Annotated in this window: 10 protein-coding genes; 9 read left to right on the forward strand and 1 reads right to left on the reverse strand. The window is 62.8% G+C overall.

Features of this window, described 5'->3' with window-relative positions:
* The first annotated feature begins 194 nt into the window (after nt 1–194).
* The 8 genes from P3T43_RS05785 to P3T43_RS05820 all read left to right on the forward strand — a co-directional run bounded on the left by P3T43_RS05785 (nt 195) and on the right by P3T43_RS05820 (nt 9300).
* Nucleotides 195–989 (forward strand): acetoacetate decarboxylase, encoded by a 795-nt coding sequence (locus P3T43_RS05785; protein ID WP_429280077.1) that lies wholly within the window; start codon nt 195–197, stop codon nt 987–989.
* 16 nt (nt 990–1005) lie between these two features.
* A complete protein-coding gene (locus P3T43_RS05790; RefSeq protein ID WP_429280078.1) occupies nt 1006–1788 on the forward strand; it encodes a 3-hydroxybutyrate dehydrogenase in 783 nt (260 codons plus the stop codon).
* A 10-nt stretch (nt 1789–1798) separates the two neighbouring features.
* On the forward strand, nt 1799–3052 hold the full coding sequence (locus P3T43_RS05795; protein WP_429280079.1) for a DUF3734 domain-containing protein: 1254 nt from the start codon (nt 1799–1801) through the stop codon (nt 3050–3052).
* Nucleotides 3053–3176: 124 nt separating this feature from the next.
* Nucleotides 3177–3935 carry a DUF3348 domain-containing protein gene (locus P3T43_RS05800; protein ID WP_429280080.1) on the forward strand — a complete coding sequence of 253 codons (759 nt, stop codon included), beginning with the start codon at nt 3177–3179 and terminating at the stop codon, nt 3933–3935.
* A gap of 10 nt (nt 3936–3945) precedes the next feature.
* Complete coding sequence (locus P3T43_RS05805; RefSeq protein ID WP_429280081.1) at nt 3946–6039, forward strand: DUF802 domain-containing protein; 2094 nt, start codon at nt 3946–3948, stop codon at nt 6037–6039.
* Entirely contained in the window at nt 6036–6683 is a 648-nt protein-coding gene (locus P3T43_RS05810; RefSeq protein WP_429280082.1) for an OmpA family protein, read from the forward strand. Before P3T43_RS05805 ends, P3T43_RS05810 begins: the two co-directional genes overlap by 4 nt.
* Entirely contained in the window at nt 6676–7374 is a 699-nt protein-coding gene (locus P3T43_RS05815; RefSeq protein WP_429280083.1) for a DUF2894 domain-containing protein, read from the forward strand. Before P3T43_RS05810 ends, P3T43_RS05815 begins: the two co-directional genes overlap by 8 nt.
* 786 nt (nt 7375–8160) lie before the next feature.
* The gene (locus P3T43_RS05820) at nt 8161–9300 is read left to right on the forward strand and encodes a porin (RefSeq protein ID WP_429280084.1); all 1140 of its coding nucleotides are present in this window, start codon (nt 8161–8163) and stop codon (nt 9298–9300) included.
* 46 nt (nt 9301–9346) lie between these two features.
* On the opposite strand, the gene P3T43_RS05825 is transcribed toward P3T43_RS05820, so the two are convergent.
* Entirely contained in the window at nt 9347–10438 is a 1092-nt protein-coding gene (locus P3T43_RS05825) for a porin (RefSeq protein ID WP_429280085.1), read from the reverse strand.
* A gap of 464 nt (nt 10439–10902) precedes the next feature.
* Here P3T43_RS05825 and P3T43_RS05830 point away from each other — a divergent pair, with 464 nt between their 5' ends.
* On the forward strand, nt 10903–12588 hold the full coding sequence (locus P3T43_RS05830; RefSeq protein WP_429280086.1) for an ankyrin repeat domain-containing protein: 1686 nt from the start codon (nt 10903–10905) through the stop codon (nt 12586–12588).
* Nucleotides 12589–12624 lie beyond the last annotated feature (36 nt).

Raw genomic sequence — 12624 nt, forward strand, 5'->3', positions numbered from 1 at the left:
CGCCGTTTGCACTGACGGCAGCGGCGAACGCAAACACAGGAGCAGATATTCAACTTGATGATTTGCGAGGAAGTTCAAGCCGCAACGTTGCAGTTTGGGTAACGGTGTGTTGACCAATGTCGGCTCGCACCGAGCGGAGCTTACCTCTACCATGAGTCCCGCGCTGCATGCGTCGTTAGTCAATAAGGAGTTTCATGAACCTAGCTTCGATCCGCAAAGACGCTTTTGCGATGCCCGTTCACAATCCCGCTTATCCCCGGCCGCCGTACCGTTTCATCAATCGGGAATACTTCATTATTTCGTACGAGACGGATTTCGATGCGCTGCGCGCTATCGTGCCCGAGCCGCTGCATCCGGAAAACGATCTCGTGCACTACGAATTTATTCGCATGCCGGACTCGTCGGGCTTCGGCGACTACACCGAAAGTGGCCAGGTCATTTCGGTGCGCGACCAGCAAGGGCGCCTTGGCAACTACACCCATTCGATGTACCTCGATGACGAAGGCCCCATCGCCGGTGGCCGCGAAATCTGGGGTTTTCCGAAGAAACTCGCCAGACCGACCTTGAGCGTCGACGGCAACGACACGCTGCTCGGCACGCTCGACTACGGCACACAACGCATCGCTACCGGCACGATGGGCTTCAAGCATGTGCCGCTCGATATCGAGACCGAACGCAAGAAGCTGGCAGAGACACCGAACTATCTGTTGAAGGTCATTCCGCACGTCGACGGCTCGACGCGCGTGTGTGAACTGGTGCGCTTCTACTTGCGCGACGTCAGCGTGCTGGGCGCGTGGTCAGGTCCTGCCGCGCTCGAACTGCATCCGCATGCGTTGGCGCCGGTCGCCGATCTGCCGGTGAAGCGCGTGGTCGGCGCGCGGCATGTGATTGCCAACCTCACGCTGGATATCGGCGAAGTCGCCTTCGACTATCTCGCCTCCAGCGAAGCGGCCGCAACCGGGAGCGTGAAGCTCGCGGTCAATCAATAAGGGAAGGGAAAACAATATGTCTTTGCAGAACAAAGTCGCGCTCGTGACGGGCGCAGCCAGCGGTATTGGCGAGCAGTGCGCACGCAAACTTGCGAGCCTCGGCGCGGCAGTGGTGATCGCCGATCTGAATGTCGAGAACGCACAGAAGGTGGCGGACAGCATCGTCGCGGCGGGCGGCAGGGCGCTGGCTGTTGCGATGGATGTCACCCATGAAGAGGCGGTCAATAGCGGGATCGACCGCGCGGTGAAGGAGCTGGGCAGCATCGACGTGCTCGTCTCGAACGCGGGTATCCAGATCGTCGCGCCCATTGAGGAGTACGAGTTTTCCAACTGGAAGAAGATGCTGGCGATCCATCTCGACGGCGCGTTCCTGACCACCAAGGCCGCGATCAAGCACATGTACGCCGGCGGCAAGGGTGGCTCGATCATTTACATGGGCTCGGTGCATTCGCACGAGGCGTCGAAGCTGAAGTCCGCCTATGTGACCGCCAAGCACGGTTTGCTCGGGCTGGCGCGCGTGGTGGCGAAAGAAGGCGGTCCGCGCGGCGTGCATGCGAACGTCGTCTGCCCGGGATACGTGCGTACGCCGCTCGTCGACAAGCAGATTCCCGAGCAGGCCGCGGCACTCGGTATCTCTGAACAGGACGTCGTCAAAAACGTGATGCTCAAGGAAACCGTGGACGGTGAATTCACCACGGTCGAGGACGTCGCCAATACGGTGGCGTTCCTTGCGGGCTTTGAATCGAATGCGCTCACGGGGCAGTCGATCATCGTCAGCCACGGCTGGGCCATGCAATAAGGGGTCGTAGATGCGCAGCAGCACAATAAAAACTAACCGGCAGCCGGATGCGTTCGTGCTGCCGCGCTACGACGAAATCGCCCTTGTGCTTCAGGGCGGCGGCGCGCTGGGTTCTTATCAGGCCGGCGTCTATGAAGGGCTCGCCGAGGCGGGCGTGCAACCGCACTGGATCGCGGGCGTCTCGATCGGCGCACTGAACACCGCCATCATCGCCGGGAATGCGCCCGGGAAGCGCGTGGCAGCGTTACGCGGTTTCTGGAACACGATCTGCCGTCCGCGTGACCCGATTGGCGCAATGGGTGCCTGGATGCTGCCGGCACTCGGCATGCACGACGCGTCGCGCAAGTGGGCCAGTTTGTGGGCAGCAGGTCTCGCGCTGACCGAAGGACAGCCGGGCTTTTTCTCACCGCGCAGGCCCTTGCCGATGGCAGGATTCGGCAAGCAAACGCCCGACACGGTCAGCTACTACGACACGGCCGTGTTGAAGGAAACGCTGCTGCAGTTCGCCGATTTCGATCGCATCAACGATGGCGATATCCGCGTGTCGGTGGGTGCGGTGAACGTGCAGAGCGGCAACCTCGTCTACTTCGACAACACGAAGATGCGTCTGCGGCCGGAGCATTTCATGGCCTCGGGCGCGTTGCCACCGGGTTTTCCGGCGGTCGAGATCGACGGCGAGTACTACTGGGACGGTGGTCTCGTGTCCAATACGCCGCTGACCGAAGTGCTGCGCGACGCCGATCACAAGGACGCGCTGGTATTTCAGGTCGATCTCTGGAGCGCGCGAGGTCATGCACCCGGCGATTTCCTCGACGTGTCGGAGCGTGCCAAGGACATCCAGTATTCGAGCCGTACGCGGGCGATCACCAGCATGCTGGCGGATCGTCAAAAGCATGCGCGTTTCATCAAGGAACTGCTTGCACACGTGCCGCCTGAGCTGCGCAAGTCCGATCCGCTGTTCCGTCTCGCTGAAGAAGCGGCCGACGGCAGCGCGATCAACGTGGTGCACCTGATCTACAAGAACAAGCCGTATGAAGGGCATTACAAGGACTACGAGTTCAGCGTCGACACGATGCACGAGCATTGGGAAAGCGGTCTCGAAGACATCCGCGATTCGTTTGTGCATCGGGAATGGTTCGATGTGCCGAGCCGCGAGCAGGGTTTCGTGACGCACGACGTGCATCGCCGCCCGGGCTCCGTTCCGCAGTCTGATCGTGAGATGCCCGAATTGCCCCTGAGCGCGGAACGCAAAGTTGCCGCCTGAAGTGACGCGCGGCGCCTCTCCCCAGGCGCTGCGCAAATTCCCCTTTCACCCACCCCATTCCTCGGGCTTCGACGGCCTTCCCCTCGACAGCGTGTAAACTGCTGACTTTTTTGAATCGAGTGGAATGTTGCAAGCCCCACAGCGCACAGCCCTAAGTGGTCCGGCGCTAATTCGCGTACTTGCCCGCCTGACGGAGCTCGACGTTCCCGAATCCAGCCAATCGCTCTCTGATCGGCTCAGCCAATGGCTCGGCTGGACCGACGCCATTGGGCTGTCGACGGCGCTGGGCGGGCCTGCCCGGAGCGGCCAGGCGTCGGCCGTCGGAGGCGACGCGCGGGTCAGCGGCGAGCTTGAGGAGCGCGAGTGCACCCGCGTGCGTGCCTCGCTGACGAATGCCATCGTCGGCGATAGCACGTTCGCCGTATCGAGGCGGCGCGGGGCCGCGCAAGCGCCGGCTCAGGATGTCACCGTGGACACGACGGTCGATTACGCGGTTTTTCGTCAGCGCTACCTCTCCGTTCAACAGACGATGGAGACGGCCATCGGCAACCTGCGCGGCCGCCTGCGCACCACGCTGGCAACGCGGACGCCTGCCGCGGCGCGGCTCGCGGTCGTCGATGCGGTGATGGAGCGTGCGCTCAGTCCCCGTGAGCACAATCTGCTCGCCACCGTGCCCGGCTTGCTGGCGGGGCACTTCGAGCGCTTGCGCGAGGCCGAGCGCGCGACGCTGGCGGCCGCCGAGGCCGCGGGGGCAGCAGCAGGGGGCAGATCCGGCGCGTGGCTCGATGTGTTCCGCAAGGATATGCAGAGCGTGTTGCTCGCCGAGCTGGATCTTCGTTTTCAACCGGTCGAAGGCTTGCTTGCAGCCCTTCTCACCCGCTAACTGAGACACTATGTCCAGATATCTCAACATGTTGGTTTTTCTCGCGGGTCTGGCGGCGGTTTGCTGGATCGGCGCCGGCTACGTCAGCTCCAATCCGCTTGCACTGGCTGTCACGATGCTGATTGGCGCCTGCTATGTGGCGGGCGCGGTCGAGCTGCAACGCTACAGTCAGGCCACCGCCACGCTGGCGCGCGCCGTGACGGGCCTGTCCGACACGCCGCGAAGCCTCGGCGGCTGGCTCGAGCCGTTGCATCCCAGTTTGCGCAATGCCGTACGCCTGCGGGTCGAGGGTGAGCGCGTGGCGCTGCCTGGGCCGGCGCTCACGCCGTATCTGGTGGGCTTGCTCGTGTTGCTGGGCATGCTCGGCACGCTGCTCGGCATGGTGGCGACCCTCCGCGGCACCGGCATGGCGCTGGAGAGCTCGACGGACCTTGAGGCGATCCGCGCGTCGCTGGCCGCGCCGGTCAAGGGACTCGGTTTTGCATTCGGCACGTCGATTGCGGGCGTCGCCAGTTCCGCGATGCTGGGACTGCTCTCCGCGTTGTGCCGGCGCGAGCGGATCGGCGCGGGGCAACTGCTCGACGTCAAGATCGCTTCGCCATTGCGAATTTACTCGCAGACTCATCAGCGCGAGGAAACCTTCCGGCTGCTGCAGCAGCAGGCGGAGGTGATGCCTACGCTGGTCGACCGGCTGCAGACCATGATGGCAACCATCGAGCGCCAGAGCCTTGCCTTGAACGAACGGCAGATTGCCAGCCAGGACGCCTTCCACGGCAAGACCGAGGCCGCGTACACGCGGCTGGCCGCCAACGTGGAGCAGTCGTTGAAGTCGAGCGTGGCCGATAGCGCCCGTGCTGCCAGCGCGGCGCTGAAGCCGGTCATGGAAGCGACGATGGCCGGCCTCGCGCGCGAGACGGCCGGACTGCACGACACGGTGACCCAGGCCGTGCAGCGGCAACTGGACGGACTGTCGGCCGGCTTCGAGGCGAGCACCACGAGCGTGGCGAACATCTGGAATGAGGCACTGGCGAGGCAGCAGCGTTCGAACGAAGCGCTCGCCGGGCACCTGCGCGGCTCGCTGGAGCGCTTCACCGAAACCTTCGAACAACGCTCGGCGGGCCTGCTGGACGGCGTCTCCGCGCGTCTGGATGTGACCGCCGGCAGCATTTCTGGAGCGTGGGCCGAGGCGCTCGCGCGTCAGGAGCAGTCCGGCGAGACGCTGGCGGCCCACCATCAGCAAGCCCTGGTGGCGGCCGCTTCGACCTTCGAGCAGCACGCGGCAGCGCTGCTGCGCACGGTGGGCGAGTCGCATGCGCAATTGCAGACGGAATTGGGTTCGCGCGACCAGCAGCGCCTCGCCGCGTGGACCGAGACGCTCGGCTCCATGGCCGCGACGCTGAGCCGCGAGTGGGAGCAGGCGGGCACGCGCAGCGCGAGTCGTCAGCAGGAGATTTGCGACACGCTGGCGCACACCGCGCGCGATATCTCCGTTCAGACCCAGGCGCACGCCAGTCATACCATCGCGGAGATTTCGCAGCTCGTGCAAGCTGCCTCGGAAGCACCGAAGGCCGCCGCGGAAGTGGTCGCCGAACTGCGTCAGAAGCTCTCCGAGAGCATGGCCCGCGACACCGCCATGCTGGAAGAACGCAGCCGTCTGCTTGCCACGGTGGAGACCTTGCTCGATGCCGTGAATCATGCGTCTACCGAGCAACGCACGGTGGTCGACGCGCTGGTCACCACGACCGCGGATCTGCTGGAGCGCGTCGGCACGCAGTTTGCGGACAAGGTCGAGCTCGAGACCGGCAAGCTGGGCACCGTTGCTGCGCAAGTGACCGGCAGCGCGGTCGAAGTGGCGAGCCTCGGCGATGCATTCGGCGCGGCCGTGCAAGTGTTCGGCGAGTCCAACGACAAGCTGGTGGCCCACCTGCAGCGTATCGAAACCGCGCTGGACAAATCCCTCGTGCGCAGTGACGAACAGCTTGCCTACTACGTGGCGCAGGCGCGCGAAGTAATCGACCTCAGCATGCTGTCGCAGAAGCAGATCGTCGAAGACCTGCTGCGGCTTGCGGGCAAGCGAGCGTCCGCCGGAGTCGAAGCGGCATGAGCGAGGAAATTGAAGGCGGCGTGGAGACGACAGCACCCATATGGCCTGTCTTCGCCGACCTCATGTCGGTGCTGCTAGGCGCCTTCGTGCTGATCCTGGTCGGCGTCATCGGCGTGCAGCTCGAGCTTTCGACGCGGCTCGATCAGGAAGTCAAGCAGCGGCAGATGGAAACCCAGCGCCGCAAGACGTTGGAGCAGGCCTTGGCGGTGCCGCTCGCGGCGGGTCGCGTGACGCTGGTGAACGGGCGCATCGGTATCAGCGGCAGCGTGTTGTTTGCGCTGAACTCCGATCAATTGCAGCCGCAGGGCCGGGAAGTGCTGAAGAGTCTCGTCGGGCCGCTGTCCGCGTATCTTCAGGCGCGTGGCGAGATCCTGATGGTGAGCGGCTTCACTGACGACCGCCAGGTCGGCGAAGCGAATCGCCGCTTTGCCGATAACTGGGAACTGTCGGCGCAACGCGCGTTGACGGTCACGCGAGCCTTGGTCGATGCCGGCATTCCGGCGTCTTCGGTGTTTGCGGCCGCATTCGGCTCGCAGCAGCCCGTGAGTTCGAACGCCGATGACCAGGGCCGGGCCAAAAACCGGCGCGTGGAACTGGCGCCCATTCCGAGGCCCTCTGGCGCGACGGTGAAATCCGGTGAATAGCGACGTGCGTGATCCGAGCGATGTCATCAGCGAAGCCCGCGCGACGCTGGACGCGTGGCGCGCGCGGGGTGTCGACAGGATGGACCCGGTCCGTTTTCATTTCACCGAGGCGTTGGTGCGGCGCGTGGCCGGTCATAGCGGCGAGGCACGGCGCATTCTCGACAACCGCTTGCATAGCCTGCTCACGGCTTATGCGGCGGATCTCGAACAGACTGCATTGGCCGCCAGCGATGCGGGCGTTGAAGGCGGCACCGCACAGCTCGCCATGCCCTTGCCCTTGCCCGTTCGCGGAACGCTTGGTGAACTGCTCGATCAGATCGCGGGCCGTGCGCCGTCGGCACAGTCAGAAGGCTCCGCTGCGGGGCGTGCCGCCTCCCAGCCGGCGTCGTGGCCGGAACTGGAGATGCTGGAATACTTCAGAGAGGTCTGGTCCCGGCTCGACACTGAACGGCAACTGCGGCAGTCGCAACAACAGGTGCCCGGCAACGCGGGCCCGCTTAATTCCAGTAGTCTGGTCCATCGATCGCTCTCGCTGATGCGTGAGTTGTCGCCGGGGTATCTCCAGCAGTTCCTGTCGTACGTCGACGCCTTGTCGTGGATGGAACAGATGAACAGCGGCGGTCCATTGCCGGGTAAAGACACGCCCCGCGCTGCGGGCGCGAAAAAGAGTACGCGCGGCGCTTCACGCTAACGCCGTTACTGCTGAGGCGTGCATGCCGCGCTTCACGACGCAGCGTCGCTAACACGTTCCTGCTGCACTCGTTCGGGTAGCTTCAGATCGAATACGGCTCTCTTATGAGGCCGTCCCCAATCGCGAACAATTTCCTATCCTGTTCGATCAGCGCAAGCGGTACCTCGTATTCCAAACGGCCGTCTTGGATCATGGTGCCGTTTTTTCTAATTGCTGTGATATCCGGCAAAACAGTTTTTCCAATGGCGAACGCGATAACCCCTGAATAACCGTATTGGGCGCTGCGCGCTCAACAACGCCAAAATACGAAAATATCTATTCCTGAATTGGAAATAGAATGCACGCCGGAGGGCGATCCTATCTAATTGTTCTTGAATTCAATAATCGTCTTTTTGCGAATTGAAGAACAATCACCGCAATGCGAAAAATTCCGGTCGCTTTCCGCCATTTATGCTTAATTTTTAAGCGCTATTCGGGTCGATCAAATCGATATCGCCATTTAATTCACGTGTGTTGCGCGATTGGGACATCCAATTCATTACCGTGGGTGAAAAAGAGTGTTTTTGGTAGACTCGAAACCAAAGTAGTAATCGAATCGCCAATAAATGGTGCTTGGCTCCGCAACGGACGGGGCGCGGACATGAGACCGGGTGTGGGCGCAATGCCTGCCAATCTGCGACTAATTCTGTGTGATCCCTCCGTGAACGCCAGTCGATCAATTGATGCCTGCTCGGCGCCGCCGGCGTCGGCAGTATCCCGCGTAGTTGCTGTTTCATTTGAAAGGGTATGGTGGAGATGATGAAGTCGAAGAAGGCTTTGCTGGCCGTCGCGCTGATGTCGGCGGGCGCCGTTGCACACGCTCAGAGCAGCGTGACGCTATATGGCCGCCTGGACGCCGGTATCGAGTACATGAGTGGCCTGCCGGGTAGTAACGGCACGGGTTCCACGTCGCGCTGGCGGCAGGAAAGCGGAGACTGGGGTACCAGTCTGTGGGGCTTGAAAGGGGTAGAGGATCTGGGCAACGGAAACAAGGCCGTTTTCCAGCTGGAAGGAGCGTTTAGTACTGCGACGGGCTCGCTGGGTCAGTCGGGTTCGCTGTTCGACCGGATTGCAACCGTAGGCCTTGCCAATAACAACTTCGGTACGTTGTTGTTGGGTCGCGAACTGCAGATCGCAAACGGTGACTGGGACTTCGATCCGTTCGGCCAGTCCAACTGGTCGTCGGCTTCACTGGTTCGTGGCCGCAACTGGGAACACACCAGCAACAATATTTCGTATCAGTCGCCCAAGATCGACGGCTTCGACGTATTCGGCCAATATGGATTGTCCAATTCGACGGACTTCAATGCCGGCGTCCCGGGCGCAGCCACCGGGCGCACCGACGGCGCGCAAGTGACCTATACGAACTCGCTGTTCCAGATCCGCGGTATCTACGACGAAATTCGTGACCCGCTCAATGGCCAGCTCGACAATCCGTTCACGGCGTCGCGCGAGTATTTCGTCGGCGCAAACGTGTTCCTGGGGCAATTCAAGGTGCAGGCCGCGTACACGGCGGAGCGCACCTCGGGCGGCGTCATCACGCCGACAGGCTCGCCCAATGCACCGACGACGGCTGATATGGAATGGGGTGGCGTAACTTACCAGGCCACGCCGGCTGCCGCGCTGATCGCAGCGGTCTACCACGTCAATACGAACAACGGCGGCGGCAACGCAACCATCTATACGATTGGTGGCACCTACAACGTGTCGAAGCGGACGTTGTTCGATATCCAGATCGCGACGGTGCGCAATAGCTCGACGGCGAACTTCGGTCTCGATGCCAACAGCGAAGGGGCAGGTGGCCTGAGCGATGGCACGTTCAATGAGAACCCGGTGACGGGGCGTAGCCAGACCGGTGTGTACGCGGGCATTCAGCACACGTTCTGATGGTGGGCCGGCGGCATGCTTGCCGCCGGTCGGTTAGAGCGTCACGTCAGAAAATATTGCGCAGGCCGATTGCGACGCCGGTCTGGTTGTTGCGGCCCGGGTAGTCGGCGAGGAATGCGCCGTTACCGCGGGTGAAGTCGACCGTACCGTACACCTCAGTGCGCTTGGACAGCGAGTATTCGGCGAGGAACGTGGCCGAGTAGTTGATACCCACGCCAAGGCCGCCGTCGAGCATGGCCGCATTGCGGGCGTGGTCGTAGTAGCCGGCCAGCGTCAACGCGAGCGGCGGTGTGACCTGCCAGGTCGAGCCGACGTAGAAGCTGTCGTCGATACGGTTCGGGCTCACGCTCGGCAACGTCGGTGCGCCGGCCTGCTGCATGTCGACGTCGGCGAGACCGGTTTGATCCTGCGAGTGCAACCAGCCTGCGAGCACGCGCACGTCCGGGGTAAACGTGTAGACGGCGCCCACGTTCACGATGTTGAATTTTTTGCCCGCGACGTCGTTCTGCTGGAAGCCCACGTCGGCTGACAACGGGCCCAGCGCATACGATGCGGTCAGGCCGTACATGCTGTTTTCGCCCGTGCTGCCCGGCACGCCGCCGAAGCCATACATGCCCTCGACGTTCAGGCCACCGAAGTGGCCGTTGTACTTGACGGAACTGTTCGTGAAGAGGAACGGACCGACCGGGTTATAGACCCAGCTGTCCTGCCAGAAGTCACCCACGGTCAGCGGATCGTAGGTGTTGCCCATCTGGTCGAAGAAGGGAGTCTGTTGACGGCCCAGAGTGAGTGCGCCGTACTGGTTGCTCGACAGCCCGACGTAAGCATTACGCTGGAACAGTGTGTTGTTGCTGTTGTCCAGCTTGCCGGACCAGAGCTGGAACTGGTTTTCCAGCTTGAAGATTGCCGACACGCCATTGCCCAGATCTTCGCTGCCCTTCAGGCCCCAACGGCTTGGCGTTTCAACACCTTCCCCCATTGCGACTTGACCGTTATTCGCCGAATCTGCATTGGTCAGGTAACGCACCGTCGTATCGACGAGGCCATACAACGTGACCGAACTTTGAGCGAATACGCTGGGGGCGAACAGCATGAGTGCCGCTGCACCCGTGGCTGTCATGAGGTGGCTTCTCTTCATCTGTCTCTCCATCTGATTCTTGTTGAAGAACTGGACTTTTTTTGGATGGCGTTCGAGACGCGCGACATGGTGCTCTTCGGGTCTCCTCCGCCGCGGGAAGATTCTACGATAAAGGTGCATAACTGGTTGCGCATGCAATGAGTTGTCTTAACGAGTGTCGTTTTTTTGACAACTAGCTAGGGATAACGTCCATGTCAAAAGCGCACAACGTAGGCATCTTCATGCTGTCTGGCAGCACGAATTGCTAAGACCTCCGAACGGAAATCAAGCCGGCACGGCACGGCCCAAAACGCGTCCGGGTTGACGGCGTTGCGCAGCATCGCCTAGCATCCTGATAGCGGCCAGGCCGCTTCCGGGTCCGCGGAAAGGGTTGAACCCACCTGTTGCAGTGCGTCACATCGCTCACCATCCTTTGTGCTGGCGGTATTGCGGACCTTCGGCCATTCAATGCACGAGGATCCGTCATGAAAAAGCTGCCCCCCAAGGCCAGTCTTGAGCACTTGAAGAAGCAGGCGAAGGCGTTGTTGCGCCTCTACCGCAATGGCGATGCAACCGCCGTCGCGCGCTTCGTCCAAAGTCTTCCTGCCGCCGCCCATCGAACCGAGCATGAAGTCATCGCGTTGCAACTGCGCCTCCATGATGCGCAGTCCTGCATCGCGCGCGAATATGGCTTTGCGTCCTGGTCGGACCTCAACCTGTATGTCGAGACCAGCGAGTTCGCGCATCACGAGCAGGCGGCTCTGATACGCCGCTGGCTTGGCCTCGCTTATGGCGGCGACGTCACCGGCACCTATAACGCGGCGCGGCCACGCGTCGCCGTTCAACTCTTGCAGGAACACGCCGGCTTGCTCGCCGCCGACGCGTACGTCGCCTGCGCGACGGGGCATCTCGAGGTCGTGTCGCGAACCGCGAGCGCCGATCCAGACTGGATCAATCGCGCGGGCGGCCCGCTGAACCTGCCGCCGCTTGTCGCGGTGACGCAGTCATGCCTGGGACAACTGCCGGAATTCACCGCGCGGCTACGCGAGTGCGTGCAGCATCTTCTGCATCGCGGCGCCAATCCCAATCAGCGGATTGGCAACCGCCTGCCGCCGGCGTCCCTCAGCAACCCCGACGAAACCGAGCCCCTGTCTGCCCTTTACGGCGCCGCCGGCGTTATCCGCGATCCGGCTCTCACGGAAATGCTGCTGCAGGCCGGCGCCGATCCCAATGACGGTGAATCGCTCTATCACTCGCTGGAAAACCCCGACTGTACGCGTCTGCTATTGCGCCACGGAGCGCGCGTGGCCAGCACGAATGCCTTGCGGCGCGCACTCGACATGCCGGATCCGCTCGCTCTCGAACTGCTGCTGGCGCACGGCGGCGACGCGAACGAGCCGGCCGGCGCAGGGCCCACGAAAGCCTGGGGAGCGCCGTTGCTGCGTGCAATCGCGGTACGCCGATCGCCGCGCCATATCGCGGCGCTGCTTGCGGCGGGCGCCGATCCTCTGGCGCGCACGCCCGCTGGCATCAGCGCCTATCAACTGGCGATGCAGGTCGGTCTACCGGAAATCGTGGCGCTTTTGCGCGCCCGCGGAGTCGAAGAAAAGCTCACCGCCGATGCTGAGTTCGTGGCGGCCTGTGCCCGCGCGGACGCGATCGAGGCGCGCCGTATTCAGGCGCGTCGCCCGGATCTTCCCGGCTCGCTGGCGGAGGATCGGCTTCGGCTCCTGCCCGATACCGCGGCATGGGGCGCCAGCGCGGCGGTCAAGGTCATGGTCGAACTCGGCTGGCCCATCGGCGCGCGCGGAGGAGACTGGGACGCCACTGCGCTGAACCACGCGGTCTTTCATGGCGACGCGGACCTGACCGCTTTCCTGCTGGCTCACGGCGCAAGCTGGCGCGAGACGCAAGGCTTCGGCGACGATGTGCTCGGCACCTTGTCGTGGGCATCGGTCAACGAGCCGGCCGGGTCTGTCAATCCCGACTGGGCCGGTTGTGCTCGCGCGCTCAAGGCGCACGGACTGCCCAGCATCGAGCGGGATCCGTCAAACCCGGAGCGGGTCCTCGTCGAAGGTCAACCCAAACGGTTTTCCGCGGCAGTGACGGAGGTCTTGCTGGAAGGTGCTGAGGACGGTGCAACGTCCTCACTCACACCTGGGCCCGGATAAACCGGTCAGAATAGGGTGTCGCCTTCGTTCAACGTA

It is taken from the genome of Paraburkholderia sp. GAS41, assembly GCF_050436545.1.
GTDB lineage: Bacteria > Pseudomonadota > Gammaproteobacteria > Burkholderiales > Burkholderiaceae > Paraburkholderia.